The organism is Aeromonas dhakensis, from assembly GCF_000820305.1.
Classification (GTDB): Bacteria; Pseudomonadota; Gammaproteobacteria; order Enterobacterales; family Aeromonadaceae; genus Aeromonas; species Aeromonas dhakensis.
Window position 1 is genome coordinate 73,231 of the sequence record NZ_CDBH01000048.1, and the last position, 22,222, is coordinate 95,452.

The 22,222-nt window shown below is 62.9% G+C and carries 17 protein-coding genes; 9 read left to right on the plus strand and 8 right to left on the minus strand.

All coding sequences use genetic code 11. From position 1 onward, the window contains the following. Positions 1–246: 246 nt before the first annotated feature. From ybaL to rdgC, 3 genes are all read right to left on the minus strand, one after another. Entirely contained in the window at positions 247–1,890 is a 1,644-nt protein-coding gene (ybaL, locus tag BN1143_RS14345) for a YbaL family putative K(+) efflux transporter (RefSeq protein ID WP_010633310.1), read from the minus strand. A gap of 386 nt (positions 1,891–2,276) precedes the next feature. Then, positions 2,277–4,055, minus strand: a complete 1,779-nt coding sequence (gene ggt / locus BN1143_RS14350) for a gamma-glutamyltransferase (protein WP_042051096.1) — start codon at positions 4,053–4,055, stop codon at positions 2,277–2,279. A gap of 178 nt (positions 4,056–4,233) precedes the next feature. Further along, a complete protein-coding gene (gene rdgC / locus BN1143_RS14355; RefSeq protein ID WP_005303149.1) occupies positions 4,234–5,145 on the minus strand; it encodes a recombination-associated protein RdgC in 912 nt (303 codons plus the stop codon). A 180-nt stretch (positions 5,146–5,325) separates the two neighbouring features. Between rdgC and BN1143_RS14360 the strand changes: the two genes are divergently transcribed. The 4 genes from BN1143_RS14360 (at position 5,326) to BN1143_RS14375 (ending at position 11,649) form a co-directional block, all read left to right on the plus strand. Then, on the plus strand, positions 5,326–5,754 hold the full coding sequence (locus tag BN1143_RS14360; protein WP_005303147.1) for a GNAT family N-acetyltransferase: 429 nt from the start codon (positions 5,326–5,328) through the stop codon (positions 5,752–5,754). A gap of 102 nt (positions 5,755–5,856) precedes the next feature. Continuing rightward, a complete protein-coding gene (locus BN1143_RS14365; RefSeq protein WP_042051098.1) occupies positions 5,857–7,083 on the plus strand; it encodes an exonuclease SbcCD subunit D C-terminal domain-containing protein in 1,227 nt (408 codons plus the stop codon). Beyond that, a complete protein-coding gene (locus BN1143_RS14370) occupies positions 7,080–10,832 on the plus strand; it encodes an AAA family ATPase (protein WP_042051099.1) in 3,753 nt (1,250 codons plus the stop codon). Before BN1143_RS14365 ends, BN1143_RS14370 begins: the two co-directional genes overlap by 4 nt. A 175-nt stretch (positions 10,833–11,007) precedes the next feature. Further along, positions 11,008–11,649: a bactofilin family protein gene (locus tag BN1143_RS14375; RefSeq protein WP_042051100.1), complete on the plus strand. Its 642-nt coding sequence runs from the start codon at positions 11,008–11,010 to the stop codon at positions 11,647–11,649. Positions 11,650–11,690: 41 nt separating this feature from the next. Here BN1143_RS14375 and BN1143_RS14380 read toward each other — a convergent pair whose 3' ends face one another. Next, entirely contained in the window at positions 11,691–12,239 is a 549-nt protein-coding gene (locus BN1143_RS14380; RefSeq protein WP_042051101.1) for a cytochrome b, read from the minus strand. A gap of 344 nt (positions 12,240–12,583) precedes the next feature. On the opposite strand from BN1143_RS14380, the gene BN1143_RS14385 reads away from it, so the two are divergent. Further along, positions 12,584–13,546, plus strand: a complete 963-nt coding sequence (locus tag BN1143_RS14385) for a GGDEF domain-containing protein (RefSeq protein WP_042051102.1) — start codon at positions 12,584–12,586, stop codon at positions 13,544–13,546. A gap of 78 nt (positions 13,547–13,624) precedes the next feature. Here BN1143_RS14385 and crr read toward each other — a convergent pair whose 3' ends face one another. The 4 genes from crr to cysK form a co-directional block, all read right to left on the minus strand. After that, positions 13,625–14,134 (minus strand): PTS glucose transporter subunit IIA, encoded by a 510-nt coding sequence (crr, locus tag BN1143_RS14390; protein WP_005303134.1) that lies wholly within the window; start codon positions 14,132–14,134, stop codon positions 13,625–13,627. Between the two features lie 43 nt (positions 14,135–14,177). After that, complete coding sequence (ptsI, locus tag BN1143_RS14395; RefSeq protein ID WP_005303130.1) at positions 14,178–15,905, minus strand: phosphoenolpyruvate-protein phosphotransferase PtsI; 1,728 nt, start codon at positions 15,903–15,905, stop codon at positions 14,178–14,180. 44 nt (positions 15,906–15,949) lie between these two features. Further along, positions 15,950–16,207 (minus strand): HPr family phosphocarrier protein, encoded by a 258-nt coding sequence (locus BN1143_RS14400; protein WP_005303128.1) that lies wholly within the window; start codon positions 16,205–16,207, stop codon positions 15,950–15,952. A gap of 442 nt (positions 16,208–16,649) precedes the next feature. After that, complete coding sequence (gene cysK / locus BN1143_RS14405) at positions 16,650–17,618, minus strand: cysteine synthase A (RefSeq protein ID WP_010633318.1); 969 nt, start codon at positions 17,616–17,618, stop codon at positions 16,650–16,652. A 167-nt stretch (positions 17,619–17,785) separates the two neighbouring features. Between cysK and BN1143_RS14410 the strand changes: the two genes are divergently transcribed. The 4 genes from BN1143_RS14410 to BN1143_RS14425 all read left to right on the plus strand — a co-directional run. Then, positions 17,786–18,628 carry an AAA family ATPase gene (locus tag BN1143_RS14410; RefSeq protein WP_042051103.1) on the plus strand — a complete coding sequence of 281 codons (843 nt, stop codon included), beginning with the start codon at positions 17,786–17,788 and terminating at the stop codon, positions 18,626–18,628. Positions 18,629–18,631: 3 nt separating this feature from the next. Then, positions 18,632–19,795 (plus strand): vWA domain-containing protein, encoded by a 1,164-nt coding sequence (locus BN1143_RS14415; protein ID WP_042051105.1) that lies wholly within the window; start codon positions 18,632–18,634, stop codon positions 19,793–19,795. A 55-nt stretch (positions 19,796–19,850) separates the two neighbouring features. Continuing rightward, on the plus strand, positions 19,851–20,972 hold the full coding sequence (locus BN1143_RS14420; protein WP_042051107.1) for a beta-ketoacyl-ACP synthase III: 1,122 nt from the start codon (positions 19,851–19,853) through the stop codon (positions 20,970–20,972). 50 nt (positions 20,973–21,022) lie between these two features. Continuing rightward, positions 21,023–22,222, plus strand: a 1,200-nt coding sequence (locus tag BN1143_RS14425; protein WP_042051109.1) for an HD domain-containing protein, incomplete at its 3' end; no start/stop codon positions are given.

Genomic DNA, 22,222 nt, shown 5'->3' on the forward strand with positions numbered 1-22,222 from the left:
ACTGCGGGCCGGCGAGGGTGGCTGGCGGAGCTTTGTGCTGGCGAGGGGGCGATGCGCAGGGTGCTCGCGGCCGTGGCGGCACTCGGCCCTGACCTGGGGGGCTGACAAAGGGAGTCAAATTGTGCCATATCGCCGTGAGACACTGGCGGGCATGGGTGGGGAGGGGCCTGGGTGCCCAAAAGCGCGGGTATACAAAGAGGCATAAAAAAGAGGGGCTGTGCCCCTCTTCTGCATCTGAATGCGGGTTCAGGCGGTCGCCTGAGCCAGCATGCCGAGGGCTATCTCCCGCTCCCCCATGATCACCTTGTCCGCCCCCTGCCTGGTGAGGAAGCTCACCTCGTCGTCGCTGTGGGCACGGGCGATCACCCGGATGGTCGGGTTGATGAGCCTGGCCTGGGCGATGGCCTCGCCGGCCTCAAAGCTGTTGGGGATGGCCACCAGCAGCCAGCTGGCGTCGGCGATGGCGGCGCGGCACAGCACCTCGTCATCGGCCACGTTGCCGTTGACGTGGGGAATGTCGGCCTGGCGCAGGCTCTCCAGCCGGTGCGGATCCTGCTCGATCACCACCAGCTCGCGCCCGGCCTGCTGCAGGCCACTCACCAGCAGGCGGCCGACCCGGCCATAGCCCGCCAGTATGGTGTGGCCTTTCATCTCCACCGGCGGGCATGTGCACTCGGCCAGCACCTGGGTGTTGTCGGCGTCCGGCTGTTTCTCCAGGTAGCGCTCGACGGCGTTGAACACCAGCGGGTTGAGCATGATGGAGAGACTGGCGCCCACCAGGATCAGGTCACGGGCTCCTTCCGGCACCAGTTTTAGCACTATGGCTAGGCCGATGAGGATGAAGGAGAACTCGCCGATCTGGGCCAGGCTGGCGGAGATGGTGAGGGCGGTGCGCTTGCTATAGCGAAACAGCCGCACGATGGCGTAGGCCGCCGCCGACTTGCCGAACATGATGATGAACAGGGTGGCCAGCACCGCCAGCGGCTCGGTCAGCAGCACCGCCGGGTTGAACAGCATGCCCACCGAGACGAAGAACAGCACGGCGAAGGCGTCCTGCAGCGGCAGGGTGTTGTTGGCGGCGCGGTGGCTCAGCTCGGAGCGGTTCATGACGATGCCGGTGAAGAAGGCGCCAAGGGCGAAGGAGACGCCGAACAGCTTGACCGCGCCGAAGGCGATGCCAAGGGAGCAGGTCAGAACCGCCAGGGTGAACAGCTCGCGCGAGCCGGTGCTGGCGGTGTGGGTCAGCAGCCAGGGGATGAAGCGGCTGCCCACCACCATCATCAGCGCCACGAACAGGCTCACCTTGCCGAGGGTCCAGCCCAGATCCAGCGCTATGCTCTGCCAGCTCATGGCCTGCTCGCCGAACCGGATGTCGGCGATGATGGGCAGCATCACCAGCGCCAGCACCATCACCAGATCCTCGACGATGAGCCAGCCGATGGCGATGCGCCCCTGCAGGGTCTCCAGATTCTGGCGGCTCTCCAGCGCCCGCAGCAGCACCACGGTACTGGCGGTGGAGAGAGCGAGGCCGAACATCAGGCCGGCGATCGGATCCCACCCCAGCAGCGAGGCGAGCCCCATGCCGAGCAGGGTGGCGACCGCGATCTGGGCGATGGCGCCTGGGATGGCGATCCGCTTTACCGACATCAGATCGCGAAAGGAGAAGTGAAGCCCCACCCCGAACATCAGCAGGATCACCCCCAGCTCTGCCAGCTCGGGCACCAGCTTCATGTCGGCCACGTACCCCGGGGTGAAGGGGCCCGAGATGACGCCGGCCGCCAGATAGCCCACCATGGGGGAGATCTTGAGGCGCTGGGCCAGCATGCCGAGGATGTAGGCCAGCACGAAGCCGCCGACCAGAGTGGTAATCAGGGGAAGGGAGTGGTCCATGTCGTCACCTCGCTAATGGCAGTCAGGGGGCTACCAGATCACCGCGCGGGCGAAGAGGGCAGCTGTCAATGAGCAGGGGGCGAAAGAGACAGATGCTGGTCCCGTGCACGGGGCGTGTCTGAGGGACAACAGTTGCCGTTTCTTTTGAAAAATAATACGTTTTTGGCGTAAAGGCAATCTTTATCCACATTTAAAGGGATTTTTGAGATTAAAAGTGGATAAGTGTTACTTTTAAGGTGAGGGGCTCTATTTTTATTGACCTGGCTTGGCAGCATTAATCAATCGGTGATGATTTTTGTGGCCAGGGCGAGCGCAGCCTGGCCTCACAAAAAAAGCGGCCGACCGGCCGCTTCGTTGCATTGAGGGTTGGGTGCATACCTCTGGGCTCACTTACCCTTGGCGATCCCCTCCCGGCGCGGATCGGCGGCGCCCAGCCAGCCGCCGGCGTTGCGTTGCACCCCCTGCAGGCCCGAGGTCTGCTCGCTCAGCACCACCTCGTGCCCCTTCGCCTTGAGCGCCTCGACCACGGCGGTCGGGGTGCGACCCGCCTCCAGCTCGGTGGGGCCGTTGCGACTGCCGAAGTTGGGCAGATTGATCGCCTGTTGCAGGTTGAGCCCCCAATCCTGGGTGCCCAGCAGCGTCTTGCCCACGTAGTTGATGATGGCTGAGCCCCCCGGGGAGCCCAGGCTCATCTCCAGCTCGCCGCTGCTCTTGTCAAACACCAGCAGGGGGGACATGGAGGAGCGCGGTCGCTTGCCCGGCTCCACCCGGTTGGCCACCGGCAGCCCGGCGGCATCCAGCGAGGTGAAGGAGAAGTCGGTGAGCTGGTTGTTGAGCAGGTAGCCGTTGACCATCAGCCGCGAGCCGAAGCCGTCTTCGATGGAGCTGGTCATGGAGACCGCCATCCCCGCCTTGTCGACGATGGAGATGTGGCTGGTGGAGGGGAGCTCAGGGGTCGCATCCTGGCCGCGAGCCGGCGCCAGCGGCGGGGTGCCCGCGTTGGCCAGCCCCATGGAGCGCTCGCCGATGAGGGCGCCGCGCCGGGCCAGATAGTGCTTGTCGAGCAGGCCGCTGACGGGGACCGCCACATAGTCGCTGTCCGCCACGTACTGGTTGCGATCGGCAAAGGCGAGCCGCGCCGCCTCGCTGTAAAGGTGGATCGCCTCGGCGGAGGCGGCCGGCTGGCCCTGCTCCCCTTGTACCGGCTTGAGGGCCGCCATGTCGCGGCTCTCCAGCATGCCGAAGATCTGGCCGAGCGCTATGGTGCCGGACGAGGGGGACGGAAAGCCGCACACCCGGCTCTGGCGATAGTCAAAGCAGAGGCCGTCGCGCAGCTTGGCGCGGTAGCTGGCCAGATCGACGGCGCTCAGCACCCCGGGGTTGGTCGGGTGGGCGTGCACCTTGGCCACCATGGCCTCGGCCAGCGGGCCGCGATAGAAGGCGTCCGGCCCCTCGCTTGCCAGGGTACGCAGCACCTTGGCCAGGGCCGGGTTGGTCAGCCGGCTGCCCGCCGCTCTGGGGCTGCCGTCGGCCTGATAGAAGTAGGCCCGCGCATCCGGGTCTTTTGCAAGATAGGGATCCTTGGTCAGCAGCGCGGCCAGCCGCGGGCTTATCACGAATCCCTGCTCCGCGAGGGTGATGGCGGGCTCGAACAAGCTGGCCCAGGGCAGCTTGCCGTAACGCTGGTGGGCCAGCGCCAGTGCCCGCACCGTGCCGGGGGCGCCCACCGAGCGCCCGCCCACCACGCCGTCGTAGAAGGCCATCGGCTTGCCATCCTTCATGAACAGCTGATCGGTGGCGGCGGTGGGGGCCGTCTCGCGACCATCCACGGCGGCTACCTGTTTGCCGTCCCACACCAGCATGAGGGAGCCACCGCCGATGCCGGAGGATTGCGGCTCCACCAGGGTCAGCACCAGCTGCACCGCGATGGCGGCATCCACCGCACTGCCGCCGGCCTGGATCATCTGGTAGCCCGCCTCCACCGCCAGCGGGTTGGCGGCAGCCACCATGAAGTCGTGACCCTGCCAGCCCTGCTTCTCTTGCCAGCCGCTGGCGGCCTCCGGCGCGATCAGGGTGTGGGCGGGGGGCGTTTGCGGGCTCTGCTGAGCGGCGCAGCCGGCCAGCAGAGCGAGGGCGATGGCCAGCCCCAGCGGTTTGCGCAACATGACACTCTCCTTGTCTGTTTTATGAGCATGAAGGGCGACTATGTCACGATTGGCGCTAATGACTCAAGTTGTCGAATCAGATCAACAAGTTACTCATCTATCAACAAGTCGTACCGGCGCCCGCCCATAAAAAAACCGCCCGGAGGCGGTTTTTTGCAATCAGGCTGAGCCATTTCGCTTAGATGGACTGCTCTTCACCGCCCAGGGCGGCGAACAGGGCCGGGATGAACTGGGCCAGCTCGGCGGTGACCAGGGCGAAGTCGGCATCCAGACGGGCGGCCGGATCTTCGCTGGTGACGTCGTCGTTCTGCTCGCGCAGCTCTTCGCTGAATTTGAGGCGCTTGATGGAGAGGTCATCCCCTAGCACGAAGCTCAGGGTCTCGCCCCAGTTGAGGGCCAGTTTGGTCACCAGCTTGTCGTTGGCCAGGTGGTTCTTGATCTCGTCGCTCATCAGATCCTGCTGCTTGCAGCGGATGATGCCACCGTGCTCCATGGCGCTGCGCAGCTCGGCCTCGTCCTCCAGGGTGAAGGAGGCGGGCAGGTTGCCCTCGTTCAGCCACTCGGTCATGGTGATCTCGGGCGGGTTCTTGAGGGCCACCGGCACCACCGGCAGGGTGCCGATGGACTTGCGCAGCAGAGCCAGCAGATCGTCCGCCTTCTTGGCGGAGCCCGCGTCGACCACCATCAGGTTGTCGGCCGGGTTGATCCAGGCGAAGGTCTGGCTGGTGCGGCTGAAGGCGCGCGGCAGCAGGGTGTGCATGATCTCTTCCTTGAGCGCTTCCTTCTCTTTCTTCTTGAGGGCGCGGCCCTGTTCGAACTCGATCGCCTCTACCTTCTCCGCCAGCATCTCCTTGACCACGGTGCCGGGCAGCATCTTCTCTTCCTTGCGAGCGCACAGCAGGATGTGGCCGGCGGCGGAGTGGGTCAGGGTGGAGCCGAATTTGCCAAGGGGCTTGACCCACCCGAACCGGGAGATGTCCTGGCTGCCGCACGGGGTGAAGGCACAGGCTTCCAGCTGGGTTTCCAGCTGCTCGACGGTCAGCTCGAAGGGGCGGGTAAAGCGATAAATCTGCAGGTTTTTAAACCACATGGCGTCCTCGGTCTCATAGATTGTCCGGCGGGCATTGTACTAGAGAGGCGCTTTGTGATCAGCCAATCATTCTTGCTAAATAAAGGGCGATCGACTTCACAGGGAGTCATATCCGTCCCCAAAGCCGTCATCAAACTCCCCTAGACTGCGGATGTTAAGGTTGTTAACAAGGATACCAATATGCTGAGGGCGAGTCGGTCCGACGACATGGACGAGATCGTCGAGATCTGGTTGCTGGCCTCCCTGCAGGCCCATGATTTTGTCGATGCTTCCTGCTGGTGGCAGGCGCAGGAAGATCTGCGCACCCGCTATCTCGAGCGCGCCCGCATCTGGGTGTTCGAGGAGCGCGGCGAGCTGCTCGGCTTCATGGCGCTGGTGGATGACTACCTGGCCGCCCTCTTTGTGCGCCCCGACCGTCAGGGGCGGGGGGTGGGTCATGCCCTGCTGCAGGAGGCCAAGTCCAAGGGGGCCAGGCTGCATGCCCGGGTCTTCGTGGAAAACGATCAGGCGGTGCGCTTCTATCGTCGCCACGGTTTCGTGATCGAGGGGGAGCTGGCCGACCCGCTCACCGGTCATCCCCAGTACCAGATGTGCTGCGAGCCCGCCTGAATCTGACGCCAGCACCCGGTCCGGCTTGAAAAAAGGGAGGCATATCCTCATCTTGTCTGCATCGGGTGCTGCTGGCACCACCTCCATACGAGCCGTTTTTTCATGAAGATCCTGCATACCGCCGACTGGCACCTTGGCCACCAACTCCATGGCCATGACCGCCGTTTTGAACACGATGCCTTTCTCGACTGGCTGGCCGACACCATCAAACGCCGTGACATCGACGCCCTGCTGGTGGCGGGCGATCTGTTCGACACCGCCAATCCCCCCGCCAGCGCCTGGCAGCAGCTCTACCGCTTTCTGGCCAGGCTGCGCGCCGAGCACCCGGCACTGGAGATGGTGCTCATCGGCGGTAACCACGACTCCCCCTCCAAGCTGGATGCCCCCCACGAGCTGCTGCGCGCCTTCGACCTGCATCTGGTGGGCAGCATCAGTCGGGACGACGAGGGGCGGCTCGAGACCGATCGCCTGCTGGTGCCGCTGCGAGGCAAAAACGGCGAGGTGGCCGCCTGGTGCGCCGCCGTGCCGTTTCTGCGCAGCAGCGATCTGCGCCCGGAAGGGCTCAGCGAGGGGCAGGACAGACTGATCGAAGGGGTACGCCAGGTCTATGAGGCGGTGCTGAGCGAGGGGCGGGCGCGCTGCAATCCGGATCAGGCCCTCATCGCCATGGGCCACGCCTATCTGGCGGCGGGCCAGCTCTCCGAGCTCTCCGAGCGGCGGGTGCTCGGCGGCAACCAGCACGCCCTGCCTGCCGAGCTGTTTGCCGCCGCCGACTACACGGCGCTGGGCCACCTGCACCTGGCCCAGAGCCCGGCCGAGGGGGTGCACTACAGCGGCTCGCCGCTGCCGCTCTCGCTGGCCGAGGCGAACTACAACCATCAGGTGCTGGAGGTGACGTTTGAGGGGGGCAAGCTGGCCCGCCTTGAGCGGATCCCGGTGCCCCGCGCGGTGGAGATGATCCGGCTGCCCCAGAGCGGCCTCGACGAGGCGCTCCAGGCCATCGAGGCGCTGGCGCTGCCCGCTTGCCCGCAGCAGGCACAGCCCTTCCTCGAGGTGCGGCTGCTGCTGCCCAAACCCGAGGCCCGCATCCGCGAGCGCGTGCTGGCCGCCATCGGCGACAAGCCGGTGCGCCTGGCCCGCATCACAACCAGCTATCAGGGCTCGGGGCAGGGGCTGGCGGACGGCGCCGGCCAGCGCCGGCTCGATGAGCTCTCCCCCACAGAAGTGTTCCGCCTCTGTTATCAGCGTCAGTTTGACGGAGAGCCGGAGGCTGAGCTGGTGGCGTCGTTTGAAGAGATCCTGGAGCAGGTGAAGGAGGCCAATGCATGAAAATCTTGTCGCTGTCAGGGGAGAATCTGGCCAGCCTGACCGGTCAATTCACCATCGATTTTTCTGGTGGCGCCCTGGGGGCCGCCGGCCTGTTTGCCATCACCGGCAATACTGGCGCCGGCAAGAGCACTCTGCTCGATGCCATCTGTCTGGCGCTCTACGACGAGATGCCGCGCTTTATCGCCAATCGCAAGAACGTGGCCGAAGTGGGTCGCATGGATGACGAGGAGAAGCTCAAGGCCAACGACGTGCGCGGCATCCTCAGCCGTGGCCACGCCAGCGGCTTTGCCGAGGTGCAGTTTCGTGGCTGCGACGGCCGTGTCTGGCTGGCCCGCTGGGCGGTGCGCCGGGCTCGCAACCGCGCCGAGGGGCGCTTTCAGGCTCAGGAGCGCAGCCTGACCGACGTGGCATCGGGCCAGGTGTTCAGTGGCAGCAAGCGGGAGCTGCAGGATCGCATCGACGAGCTGGTGGGGCTCTCCTGGGAGCAGTTTCGCCGCGCCGTCATTCTGCCGCAGGGGGAGTTTGCCGCCTTCCTTAAATCGAGCGCCGACGAGCGTTCGGCCCTGCTCGAACGGATGACCGGCACCGAGCTCTACTCCGCCATTTCAGTCCAGACCCATGAACGGGCGCGGGAGGAGCAGCAGACACTGGCCGCCATCCGCCAGCGGCTCGGCGACGTGGCGTTGATGGACGAGGTGACCCGCGAGCAGTGGGTGAGCCAGCAGATAAGCCTCGCCACCAGCCTCAAGCACGAGCAGCAACAACAGCAGCTGATGCAGGACTTGCGCGATCTCAACGGCCGTATCGCCGCCCAGTTGCAGGCCTGTGAGGAGGGGGAGGCGGCCTTGGCCGCGGCCGAGGCGGCCCATGGTGCGGCCGCCCCCGAGCGGGAGGAGTTCGCCCGCGCCGAGCAGGCCCAGGTGGCCCGAGCCGATCACGACGAGCTGGCTCGCCTTACCCTGGAGGTGCAGCAGCAGGAGAAACTGCTGGCCGAGCTCGGCCCCGAACTTGGCAAGCTGGAGGAGCAGACCCAGCAGAGCGCCCTCACCGAGCAGCAGCTGCTGGCAGAGAAGATCGCCGCCGAGCGCGAGTGGGGCGCCCTGCAGCCCGAGCTCAAGCGGGCGCAGGAGCTCGATACCCGCATTCGGGAAAAGCAGCAGCAGCTGCAGAAGATCCAGCAGGAGGGAACGCAGGAGCGGGAGGTGCAGCTCACCCTGGAGCAGGGCTGGCACCAGCAGCGCCAGCAGGTGGATCTGCTCAAGGCCCAGCACCAGCAGTGGGGCGCCTGGCTTGAGGAGCACAAGGAGCTGGCGCCGGTGGCCCGCCAATGGCAGCCCCTGCTCACCGCCATGCAGGATTGGGCCGAAGATGCCGACAGGCTGCAGCAACTCCTTACCCTGCGCGAGCACAAACTGCGTGCCCTCAGGCAGTTGCAGCACCAGCTGGAGCAGGGGCAGCAGGAGCGCGACTACTGGCAGCGCGAGCAGGAGCGGCTGCAGCAGCAACAGCACGAGCTGCAGGAGCAGCAGTGGGAGGGGCGACTGGCCAAGGCGCAGGAGCAGTGGCAGCAGCAGACCGAACAGCTGGGTCAGCTGCGCCAGCTGCTGGAGCTGGCCGACTATGGTCGCAATCACGGCGAGCAGCATGGTCGCCTGCGGCAGGAGATCGCCCAGCTGGAGCAGGCGCTCGGCAAGCTGGCCATCCTCGGCGACGAGCTGGCGCCGGCTCGCGAGCGGCTCGCCCTGCAACGGGATGAGGCTCGCCACGCGCTGGAGCAGTCCCGTGCCATCGCCAGTTTCGAGCAGCATCGCCACATACTGCGCGACGGTGAACCTTGCCCGCTGTGCGGCGCCGAGGAGCATCCCTATCACCAGAGCCAGCCGCAGGTGGCGGGCATTCTGGGCCAGCTGGCGGAGCGCGCGCGCGGCCTCGAGCTCGAGTGGGAGCGGCTCAATCACCAACACATTCAGTGCGAGAGCGAGCGCCAGGAGCTGGCTCGCCAGCTGGCGGTGCGCCAACAGCATCTGCCTGAGCTGGAGACCCGTGCCGAGCAGCTGACCTTGCGCTGGCAACAGCTGGGAGGTGATACCCTGCTCGGTCATCCGCTGCCGCTAGGTCAGAGCCCAATCGAGTGGAATGAATTGATGAGCATCCTGCTCGGCCGTGGCCAGAGCCTGGAGCAGGGGCTGGCCCACAGCCAGCAGCAACTGCGTGAGGCCCAGCAGGGGCAGCAGCAGTTGCAGGCCGTGCGCCAGCAGTTGAGCCAGCTGGCCAGCCAGCACCAGCAGTTCGAGCAGCAGTGGCAGGAGGCAGACCGCCAGCGCATCGCCCTGGAGGGGGAGGTGAAGGCGATGAGCGAGCAGGAGACGACCTTGCGCCAGCGCCTCGAGCAGGGGGGCAACCGGCTCGACGAACAGATGGGGGGCCAGCCCTGGCGCCAGTGGCTCGGCAGCCAGCAGTGGCACGAGTGGCAGCGGGCCTGCGAGGCCTGGCTGCATGGCCAGAGCGAGTGGGAGCGGTTGGCCGGCGAGATTGCCAGCCTGACCCCGGCCCTGAGCGCCCAGGAGGCGCGCCTGCAGACCCAGCGCGAGCTGCTGCACAAGCTCGAGCGCGACTACAAGGAGCATGAACAGCAACGGCAGGGGCTGGTCACCAGCCGCGCCACTTGTCTGGGGGGCGAGGAGATAGCCCTGGTCGAGCATCGCTGGCAGCAGCGGCTGCAGCAGCTGGCCAGCGAGCTGGAGATGATGCAGGGGGCGGCCCGCGCCCTGCGTGAGCGCCAGACCGAGCTCAAGGCCCGTCTCAACCATCTGGAGCAGGAGAAGCAGGTGAGCAGCCGGCGGCGGCGGGAGGTGCTGGGGCGCTGGGCTGCTCACGCCAGCAGCCTCGGCATCGCCGAATATGACCTGCGCCGCCTGCTGGCCATGAGCCCGGATGAGCTCAAGGCGCGGCGCGCCGCCTTGCAGGCGCTGGAGGATGCCCGCGCCGAGGCGCGTACCCGTTTGACCGAGCGGCAGCGGGCGCTGGCACTGGAGGAGAGCAAGCGGGATCGTTATCGCGAGCATCACCCCGAGCTGGCCGCGTTGGCGTCAGAGGAGCTCGACAGCCGGCTGATGGCGCTGGAGGCGCATTGCCGCGCCCTCGACGAGCAGCTGTTCCAGTGCAAGAGCACGCTGGCCCAGGCCGAGGCGGCTGCTCTCAAGGCGGGCACCCTGCAGGAGGCGCTGGCCGCCCAGCAGGCGGTGGCGGATCACTGGCAGCGCCTCTCCGATCTCATCGGCTCGGCCAGCGGCGCCAAGTTGCGCACCTTCGCCCAGAGCCTCACGCTGGAGCGGTTGCTGCTGGAGGCCAACGCCCAGCTTGCCGAGCTCTCCCTTCGCTATCGACTGGAGCGGGTGCCCGGCACCGATCTGGCGCTGCAGGTGGTGGATCTCGACATGGGGGACGAGGTGCGCTCTGTGGACTCCCTCTCCGGCGGCGAGAGCTTCCTGGTGTCGCTGGCGCTGGCGCTGGCCCTCTCCAGCCTGTCGTCGCGCCAGACCCAGGTCGAATCGCTCTTTATCGACGAGGGCTTCGGTACGCTCGATCCCGACAGCCTGGATCTGGCGCTCTCAAGCCTCGATTCCCTGCAGGCGGCCGGCCGCCAGATCGGGGTCATCTCCCACGTGCAAACCCTGGTGGAGCGGATCGGTGTGCAGGTGCGGGTGGAGGCCCTCGGCGGCGGCGAAAGCCGGGTGGTGCTGCCCTAAGCCCCTGCTTCGCTTTGCTGAGAAATCGTAGCCCCGTCATCTGGCGGGGCTTTTTTGTTTCAGAGTTTCGGCAATCTGGTCGCTTGAGCTAGGTCCATGCCCGCGTATCGCGGGAAACGAGAGTGAGGGGGTGACCCCGGTCTTGCATCCATCTGCCCGCAAGAGGGAATGGTCAATGACATTGATGCCTGAAAGGATCCTGGCTCGCATCGCGATGCGGCCACGCAGTGACGCGCTGTATCTCATCTGGTTTTGCTGGGGCCTGGCGTTGCTGCTCTATGTGGCGGGATCTGCATATTACAAATTACCCATAGTTCCGTTGTTACTGATGGTGCTGCTGTTGATGGTGGAGAAAACCAAGATGTTTGGACGAAAGCGCAATGAGTCTGAGATGGTCGGGGCGGGGAGCACGACGACGGTGATCGCCAAGGGGGCCCGTTTCAAGGGCGAGTTGCAGGTGGAGGGCAATCTGGATGTGTATGGCCAGTTCGTCGGGACGCTGCAACTGAACGGCGGGACGGTACGCATCATGGAAGGTGGCCGGATTGAAGGGGATGTCAGCGCCGCCCACGTGATCATCAATGGCACTCTGGATGGCACCTGCGCCTCGAGCGAGGTGGAGATCCTCGAAAACGGCAAGATGAAGGGGTTGTTCAAGGGCGGGAGCCTCTCCATCCGCAAGGGAGGCCAGTTTGTCGGCCAGTCCCAGTCTCAGGAGGAGCAGAAGGGCGAGAGCAAGGGCAACGTCAAGCAACTGCAGCCTGAAGGTAAAAACAAGGCTGTCGATGCTGCCGAGGTGGTGGCCAAACAGGCCTGATCAAAAGAGGGGCGAGTACGCCCCTCCCTGCAGACAAGGGACTAACTGCGTCGCTCGGGCAGCATATTGGTCAGGGTGTTGTCCTTGAGTACGTGGTGGTGGTAGATGGATGCCGCCGCATGCAGGGCAATCAGGGCATAGCCAATGTTGGCCAGCGTCTCGTGCAGCTCCTTGATGGCGCCCTTCAGACCGTCGTCGGGGGCGATGAGGGCGGGAAGCTCAAGGCCGAAGAAGGGGATGGGCTTGCCGCCCGCGCTCAGCAGCAACCAGCCCAGCAGCGGGGTGAGGATCAGGAAGCCATAGAGCGCCAGGTGGGCGAGTTTGGCCAGCTTGAGCATCAGGGGGGAGAGCTCGGGCACGATGCGCGGTGAGGGGCTGCTCGCACGCACCAGCAGACGCACCACCACCAGCGCCAGGATCAGCAGGCCCACCATGAAGTGAAACTCCTTCATCAGGTCGCGGCCGGCCGACCCTTTGGGGAAGATGTCCCTGAACTCCATCAGCGCATAGACGGCGATCATCAGCAGCAGGGTCAACCAGTGCAGCCCTATGCTCAGGCTGCCATAACGTTGTTCGGTATTTTTCAACATGTTCGTATCCTTTTGGGGGCTTGCATTGCATCACGGGTGGTCTCATCGGGTGGGCGTCCTGCCTCTGGGCCACTTTTTCCATGTTACTGCGAAGATGTGTCAAAACCTTGATCTCTGTGTGTTTTTAACATGTTATTTGTAACAGGCCAGCAGCGCGCCGGTCGAAGAGCTGGTTTCGCTCATCAAGGAGAGGCTGCCAGGGGGGCGAACGGCTGATGCAAAGCCGCAGAGCAGGGGGTGTTGCGGCCGGGAACCGGGCACCCAGCCCAGTTCAATGAGGGCTTTACCCCTCTTCTCCCCTCATTTACCTTTAATAAAATCCTCAACAGGTGAAGGGAATTACCTTGACCATCACAGATCCCGTGATCCTGACCGAGCTGCAGCAGATCCTGTTTCGCTCCTTCGACGTGATCCCGTTTCCTATCCTGATCTCGGAATCGGCCTGCAGCGAGACGCTGGACAGCATCCCCACCCGGTTGTCGGAGATCCCCGCCCGCCATCACAGGTTCCTGAACCGGGCTTTCGTGACGCAACTGGGTTACGACCTGACGGATCTGCCTGACATGGCCAGTTGGTTTGCCACCGTCTATCGCGACGAGGAGAGCCGGGCACTGGCCATCTCGCGTTGGAACCAGGCGGTGATGAGCAGCCTGGCAAGCGGGGCTGCGGTGGCCGAGATGAATGCCCTGCTTTACTGCAAGAACGGCCAGCAGCGCTGGTTTACCATCACGGCCCAGTTGAAAGCCGATGCCATGCCGGGCTGGCACATAGTAACCTTGCGCGACATTCACGATCTGCACTGCATGATAGAGGAGGTGAGCCGGATCTCCTGCACCGATCCACTGACCGAGCTTGGCAACCGGCGTGCCGCCGGGCAGCAGTTGCAGGCGCTCTGGCTGCAGGGAGAACCCTTCTCGGTGATTCTGGGCGACATCGATCACTTCAAGCAGATCAATGATCGCTACGGGCATCCCGCCGGGGATGCGGCGCTGTGCGAGGTGGCCCGCATCATGACCGGTCAGCTGAGAGCCGGGGAGCACCTGGCCCGCTGGGGCGGGGAGGAGTTTTTGCTGATCCTGCCCGGGGTGGATGCGGAGTTGGTAGTCGAGCGGGCCGAGCAGTTGCGTCGGCAGTTTGTCGGCCATGTAGTCGCGTGGGAGGGGCAGAACTTCTCCCTGACGATGAGCCTGGGCTGTGCCACCCGAAACGAGGGCCAGAGCAGCGACAACCTGCTGCAGGTGGCTGACAAGGCGCTCTATCAGGCCAAGAGCAACGGGCGCAACCAGGTGGTCTTCGGCAAGGAGTAGCTGGAAGGCGCCCATAAAAAAACCGAAGCCTGGGCTTCGGTTTTTTGTTTCAGCGATGGGCGTTCGGCCCATGCAGCCTTATTTCTTGATGCGGATCACCGGGGTCTCGCCCACGGTCACGGCACCCGTCATCTTCACCAGCTCTTTGATCTCGTCCATGTTGGAGATGACCACCGGAGTCAGGGTAGATTTGGCTTTGGCTTCCAGAACGGCCAGATCGAACTCGATGATGGTGTCACCGCGCTTGACCTGTTGACCTTCCTGGGCGATGCGCTTGAAGCCTTCGCCTTTCAGCTCAACGGTGTCGATACCGAAGTGAACGAACAGCTCGATACCAGAGTCGGATTCCAGCGAGAACGCGTGGTTGGTCTCGAAGATCTTGCCGATGGTGCCGTCGCACGGAGCAACCATCTTGTTGCCGGCCGGCTTGATGGCGATGCCGTCACCGACGATCTTCTCGGCGAAGACCACGTCGGGCACATCTTCGATCGGTACGATTTCGCCTGACAGCGGGGCAAAAATTTCGATGCCGCCGGTATCAGAGCTGTCATCGGAAACCAGTTTCTTCAGTTTATCAAACAGACCCATAGTAAAAGCTCCTAGAGATGATTGTCGCTGTTTGCAGCCGATCTTAGCAGACTGCCTTCTGCTTAATAAAGTTATCTACACAGGCTTCGATTTCGGCGGCGGTGGCAAAGCTCAGCGCTTGATCAGCCATGGCCTTCACATCTTCGAAGTTGGTGTTGCGGATAAGCTTCTTGATACGCGGTACAGAGATGGCGCTCATGGAGAACTCATCCAGACCCATACCCAGCAGCAGCAGGGTGGCACGCTCGTCACCAGCCAGTTCACCACACATACCGGTCCACTTGCCTTCGGCGTGGGATGCATCGATAACCATCTTGATCAGGGTCAGGACGGAGGGTGACAGCGGGTTGTACATGGCGGAAATCATCTCGTTACCACGGTCGACGGCCAGGGTGTACTGGGTCAAATCGTTGGTACCGATACTGAAGAAATCCACTTCCTTGGCCAGATGATGAGCCATCACGGCAGCAGCCGGGGTCTCGATCATGATACCCACTTCGATGGATTCATCAAAGGCTTTGCCTTCGGCACGCAGTTCGGCTTTCAGCGTCTCTACGGTGGCCTTGAGGCTGCGGAACTCTTCGACGGAGATGATCATCGGGAACATGATGCGCAGTTTGCCGAAGGCAGACGCACGCAGGATGGCCCGCAGCTGGGCGTGCATGATGTCGGCGCGATCGAAGAAGATCCGCACGGCACGCCAGCCCAGGAAGGGGTTCATCTCTTTCGGGAAATTCATGTAGGGCAGTTCTTTGTCGCCGCCGATGTCCATGGTGCGCACGATGATCGGCTGATCCGGCATCGCTTCGGCCACTTCTTTGTAGGCTTTGAACTGCTCGTCTTCGGTCGGCAGCGCGTCACGGTCCATGAACAGGAACTCGGTACGGTACAGACCCACGCCTTCGGCGCCATTGCGGATGGCACCCTCGGTATCCTTGACGGTACCTATGTTGGCGCACACTTCGACCTGATGGCCATCCAGAGTGATGGCGGGCAGATCTTTCAGCTTGGCCAGCTCGTCTTTCTCGGCCTGGAACTGGGCTTGGATCTCTTTGAACTTGGCCAGCTGTTCGGCAGTCGGGTTGAGGACGATCTGGTTGTTGATCGCGTCCAGCACCAGCACGTCACCATTCTTGACGCGCTCGGTGATGTCGTTGGTGCCCACGATGGCCGGCAGCTCCAGGGAGCGGGCCATGATGGAGGTGTGGGAAGTACGGCCACCGATGTCGGTGACAAAACCCAGCACGTATTTCAGGTTGATCTGAGCGGTTTCGGACGGGGTCAGGTCTTTGGCGACCAGGATCACCTCTTCGTCGATGGTGCTCAGGTTGACAACGGCGATGCCCAGTACGTTCTTGACCAGACGGGTGCCGATGTCACGGAAGTCGGTGGCGCGCTCGCGCAGATAGGGGTCATCCAGCTCGGCCATCATCTTCGCGTACTGCTCGATGACCTCGTAGATGGCCTTGTCGGCGGTGGCCTTGTTGTCTTTGATGAAGGATCTGATATCCCCTTCCAGCTCTTCATCTTCGAGCAGCATGATGTGGCCTTCGAAGATGGCCTCTTTTTCTTCACCGAAGGTGCGACCGGCCATCTCTTTGATGGCTTCCAGCTGTGCGGCTGACTTGGTGCGGGCTTCGAGGAAGCGGTTGATTTCGGCATCAATCTGTTCGGCAGCGATTTTGCCCTGATTGATAACGATTTCATCTTCTTTCAGAAGAAGCGCCTTGCCGAATGCGATACCGGGGGACGCAAGAATGCCAGATATCATAATCCTTCCTATTAAAACGACTGTGGGGGAGGAATAAAGCTGGATTACTCCAGCTCGTCCATCAGGGCAACCAGCTTCTCAACGGCTTTCTGAGCGTCCGGGCCGTCGGCCTGGATGGTCACGTTAGTGCCTTTGGTCAGGCCCAGGGTCTGCAGCTTGAACAGGCTCTTGGCGCTGGCGGATTTGCCACCGGAGACCACAGTGATCTCGCTTTGGAATTCTTTGGCTTCTTTCACGAACTGAGCTGCCGGACGGGTGTGCAGGCCGTTTTCAGCAGTAATAACAACAGACTTCTCGTACATGGTTTCACCCCATATTATTGATATTTTTTGGTGTGAGGGATGCTTTTGACGCTTCCTTCTCGCACCGTGTCAGTATGGATATGTTGTAAAGTAACGAAATCAGACCTGCAATGGTTTAATCCAGGTCAATTTTCTGTGCAGTATTCGGTGTCTGCCTCAACTCTTTTCCGTTATCGCGCTACAAGCCGCGTCAATGCTGGCCTGAAATTATTTTATAACGAAAAATAACACTTTGTTACTTTGTGATACCTAGTCGGCAAACACCTCGTGACGCGGCACAGGATATGAGATTTATCACAGAATGTCTGCTTTTTTCGTCACGGGTTTGCTTGTTATTTTACCCCGAAAAATAAGGGGTCGACTGGCGCTGCCAAGTGCTCAGTCTAGCCCATAAAGAAACGGCGCTCCTGGGAGCGCCGTTGTTTTGAAATAATCCGATCACTTACTGCTGCAATTCCTGCTCGCTGAACACCCCGGCAAACAGGGCGCTGGAGAGGTAACGCTCGGCAGCGCTCGGCAGGATGACGACTATGGTCTTGCCTTCAAATTCCGGCAGCTCGGCGAGGCGGGCTGCGGCCACCACGGCGGCACCGGAGCTGATGCCGGCCAGAATGCCTTCCTCTTCCATCAGGCGGCGCGCCATTTCAATGGCATCATCGCTGCTTACCTGCTCGACACGATCCAGCAGGGTGAGATCCAGGTTGCCCGGGATGAAGCCGGCACCTATGCCCTGGATCTTGTGGGGTCCCGGTTTGATTTCAAGACCGGCCAGACGCTGGCTGATCACCGGCGATTCGCTCGGTTCGACGGCAACGGAGACCACCGCCTTGCCCTTGGTCTGTTTCAGGTAGCGGGAGACACCGGTAATGGTGCCGCCGGTACCGACGCCGGCCACGAACACATCCACTTCGCCATCGGTGGCATCCCAGATCTCGGGACCTGTGGTCTTCTCGTGGATTTCCGGGTTGGCCGGGTTTTCAAACTGTTGCAGCAGCACGTATTTGCCGGGCTCGGACTCGAGGATCTCGTTGGCCTTGGCAATGGCGCCCTTCATGCCGAGCGGCCCTTCGGTCAGCACCAGGTTGGCACCTAGCGCCTTGAGCAGTTTGCGGCGCTCCAGGCTCATGGTGGCCGGCATGGTCAATGTGATGGGATAGCCACGGGCGGCGGCCACGAAGGCCAGAGCAATACCCGTGTTGCCGCTGGTGGGTTCGATGATCTCCTTGCCCTTGGTCAGAACGCCGCGCTTCTCGGCATCCCAGATCAGGTTGGCGCCGATACGGCACTTGACGCTGAAGCTCGGGTTTCGGCTCTCAATCTTGGCCAGCACGCGGCCCTTGGTAACACGGTTGAGACGAACCAGAGGGGTGTGACCTATGGTCTGGCTGTTGTCCTCAAAAATTTTGCTCATGGTGCTATCCCTGTTTGTTACGGCGATGAAACAAGATTACCCTGTGGTTTCTGAATGAGAAGTGACGATTTGTTATAACAATATGTTATTACAAGATATAGAGCTTATTCTTTCTTATTGAGACCTCCCTCGCGAAAAGGTCTCTCGTCGTCAAAGGAATAGACGCTATGGGATTTGCAGGAAGCGATCGCTATCTCGCCTCAGAGGCGCTCAAGATGGCGGTCAATGCCGCCATCTTGCTGGAGAAGCCGCTGCTCATCAAGGGTGAACCCGGCACGGGCAAGACCGAGCTGGCAGAGGCCGTGGCCAGCCATCTGGGCACCGAACTTATCGCCTGGCACATCAAATCCACCACCAAGGCCCAGCAGGGGCTCTATGAGTACGATGCGGTGGCCAGGCTGCGGGACTCCCAGCTCGGCGACCCCAGGGTGGGGGAGATAGGCCACTACATCCGCCGTGGCAAGCTGTGGCAGGCCTTCACTGCCGACCAGCGCCCGGTGCTGCTTATCGATGAAATCGACAAGGCGGATATCGAGTTTCCCAACGATCTGCTGCAGGAGCTGGATCGGATGGAGTTCGACGTCTACGAGACCGGCGAGCGCATCAAGGCCCGCCAGCGCCCTGTGGTCATCATCACCTCCAACAATGAAAAAGAGCTGCCGGATGCCTTCCTGCGCCGCTGTTTCTTTCACTACATCCGCTTCCCCGACAAGGTCGAGATGCAGGCCATCGTCAAACTTCACTACCCCGACCTCAAAGAGAGCCTGCTTGGCGAGGCGATGGATCTCTTCTTCGAGCTGCGGGAAGTAGAGGGACTGCGCAAGAAGCCCTCCACCTCGGAACTCTTGGACTGGATCCGGCTGCTGTTGGCTGACGACATCGCCCCCGAGGCGATGCGCGCCCGCGAGCCCGGCAAGCTGGTGCCCGCCCTCTACGGCGCCTTGCTCAAGACCGAGCAGGACTTGCATCTCTTTGAGAAGCTCGCTTTTCTGGCCAGACGCGGCAGCTGACTCATGCTCATCGACTTTTTTACCCATCTGCGCCGCCACAAGCTCCCCTGCAGTTTGCGTGAACTGCTGGACTTGCACGGGGCGCTGGCAGCCCGGCTGGCCAGCCTCGACATGGACGAGTTCTACCAGCTCTCCCGCTGCCTGCTGGTAAAAGACGAGGCTCATTACGATCGCTTCGATCGCGCCTTCGCCGAGTATTACGAAGGGTTGGCCGCCATCCCCCTGCTGCCGGAGAGCCTGCCCGATGAGTGGCTGCGTAAGGAGTTCGAACGGCTGCTGAGCGCCGAGGAGAAGGCGTTGCTCCAATCCCTTGGCGGGCTGGATCAGCTGCTGGCGACCCTCAACCAGCGCTTGCGCGAGCAGAAGGAGCGTCACGCCGGCGGCAACAAGTGGGTCGGCACCGGTGGCAGCAGCCCGTTCGGCCACGGCGGTTTTCACCCGGAAGGAGTGCGCATGGGGGGAGAGGGTCAGCATGGCAAGGCGATCAAGGTGTGGGAGGCGCGCCATTATCGCAACTTCAGCGACGACTCGCCGCTGGGGCAACGGGCCATCCAGCTGGCGCTGCGCAAACTCAGGCGCTGGGTGCGCCAGGGCAGCCCGGACGAGCTGGATCTCGATGACACCATCCGGAGCACGGCCAGGCAGGGCTGGCTCGATGTGAAGCTCAGACCCGAGCGCCACAACGGGGTCAAGCTGCTGGTCTTCTTCGACGTGGGAGGCTCCATGGATGCCCACGTGGCCGAGGTGCAGCGGCTCTTTTCTGCTCTGCGCCACGAGTTCAAGCACCTGGAGTACTTCTATTTTCACAACTGTCTCTACGACTTCGTCTGGCGAGACAACGCCCGCAGGCACGAGGAGCGCTTCGACACCCAGCGCCTGCTGCGCACCTACGGCAGCGACTACAAGGTGATCCTGGTGGGGGATGCCACCATGGGCCCCTACGAGATCACCTGGCCTGGCGGCAGCGTCGAATATTGGAACGAGGAGGCCGGTCAGGTGTGGCTGGCCCGCTTGCAGCAGCATTTTCCCAAGCTGGTATGGATCAATCCCACCCCGCGGCGGGAGTGGCTCTGGCACCCCTCCATCAAGTTGATGAACGAATTGATCGGCGGGCGCATGCACCCGCTGACTCTGGCGGGTCTGGCTGCGGCCATCGACCAGCTGTGACCCTCTCTACCCGAACAGACCAACAAGCCGGGAGTGAACCCGGCGAGGAGCAAAGATGACCTCTATCGTGATCAGTGGCTCAGGCCTCTATACCCCTCCCTTTGCCGTCAGCAACGAAGCGCTGGTGGCCGCCTTCAACCAGTACGTGGATCTCTACAACGAGGAGAACGCTTCCGCCATCGACGCCGGCCAGCTGCCCGCCAAACAGCATTCGAGCAGCGAATTCATCGAGAAGGCCTCCGGCATCAAGAGCCGTTATCTGGTGAGCAAGGAGGGGGTGCTGGATCCCGACATCATGCAGCCGCTGCTGCCCGAGCGACCCGATGACAAGCCCTCCATCATGGTGGAGATGGCGGTGGCCGCCGCTGAGCAGGCGCTGATTGCCGCCGGTCGCGAGCCGGGGGAAATAGATCTGGTGATAGTGGCTGCCTCCAACATGCCGCGCCCCTATCCGGCGCTCTCCATCGAGCTGCAGCACTATCTGGGGGCGAGCGGCATGGCTTTTGACATGAACGTGGCCTGCTCCTCCGCCACCTTCGGCATCAAGACGGCGGCGGACATGCTGGCGGCCGGCACTGCCAGACTCGCGCTGGTGGTCAATCCGGAGATCTGCTCTGGGCACCTCAATTTTCGCGATCGGGACAGCCACTTCATCTTCGGTGACGCCTGTACCGCCGTGCTGCTGGAGCGGGAGGCCGATTGTCAGGTGGCCAACCCCTGGCAACTGGTGGCCAGCAAGCTGATGACCCAGTACTCCAACAACATCCGCAACAACTTCGGTTTCCTGAACCGGCTCAGCCCGCGCACCCGCTACGGTGACGACAAGCTGTTCCGCCAGCAGGGGCGCAAGGTGTTCAAGGAGGTGCTGCCGCTGGTGTGCGACCAGATCGCCGGCCAGCTCGATGAGCAGGGCTGGGCGGCGGATTCCCTGAGCCGGCTCTGGCTCCATCAGGCCAACCTCACCATGAACCAGTTCATCGCCCGCAAGCTGCTCGGCCATGACGCCAGCCAGCAGGAGGCGCCGGTGATCCTCGACAGCTACGGCAACACCAGCTCGGCGGGTTCCATTATCGCGTTCCATCTGTACAATCGCGACCTTCCCGCGGGGGCCTGCGGTGTGCTCTGCTCGTTTGGCGCTGGCTATTCGATCGGGAGTCTGCTGCTGCGGCGCCTGTGAGGGGCGGGGTCATCTCCCCGCCGTCATGACGATAAGGTTTGGGTGGAATCATGCAGAGGATCACGGGGCGCTGCGCCCTTCACTACGGGGTGACACTGTCACTGTTTTGTCTTTACGGGCTGCAGGTCTGCCCATTCCTGGAGAGCCTGACGCTGCCCCAGCTGCTGGGGCCCGCGCTGGTGACCTTCGCCATCATGTTTGTCCTGCGCGATCAGCTGCTGCGCAAGGTGACGCTGTCCGGTCAGGGGCTGGGAGGCTTCGGGCTGGAGGTGGGCTTCTATCTGCTGGGGGCCTTGCTGCTCTCTGGCTACAACGGCATCCGGTATGATTTTCCGCTGGAGAGCCACCTCAAGATCCTGCTGGGGATGAGCACCCTGGGCTTCCTGGTGGCGGCGGATCTGTCGCTGCAGCGGGACTGGCAGCGGGCCAAGCTGCGGGAACATCAGGCCTGTCTGGTGCTGAACCAGCCGCTGGCCATGCCGGTTTCCCGCAAGTTCTCCCTGTTCGCCTTCACCACCCTGACCCTGCTTGGCGCTGTGTTCTTCCTGCTGTTCAACAAGGATCTGGAGTGGCTGGTCACGGTGGACAAGAGCCTGCCGCGGCTCGATGCCCAGCACTACATCTTGCTGGAGATCGCCTTCGTGATGGTGGTGACCTTCGGTTATCTCTGGCTCATCATTCGCGGCTATGGCCGTAACCTGACCCTATCCCTGATGCATCAGACTCGCGCCATGGCGCAGGTGCAGTGCGGCGATCTGGAGGCGCGGGTGCCGGTGATCCGGGACGATGAGTTCGGTCTGATTGCTGCCGGCACCAACCAGATGATCGGCGAGCTGAAGGCGCGCCAGGACGAGCTCAACCTGACCCGGGACGTGGCCATCCTGGGGCTCGCCTCGCTGGCGGAGACCCGCGACAACGAGACCGGCGCCCACATCATCCGCACCCAGTTCTACGTCAAGGTGCTGGCGGAGCAGCTGAGCCGCAGCGACTGGGAACGTTATCCGCTGGACGATGCCACCATCGATCTGCTGTTCAAGTCGGCGCCGCTGCACGACGTGGGCAAGGTGGGCATTCCCGATGCCATCCTGCTCAAGCCGGGCAAGCTGACGGACGAGGAGTTCGCCATCATGAAGCGCCACCCCCAGATTGGCGCCGATGCGCTGGCGAGCGCCGAAGCCCAGCTTGGCTCCAACTCCTTCCTGCGGCTGGCGCGGGAGATCTCCCTCACTCACCACGAGAAGTGGGATGGC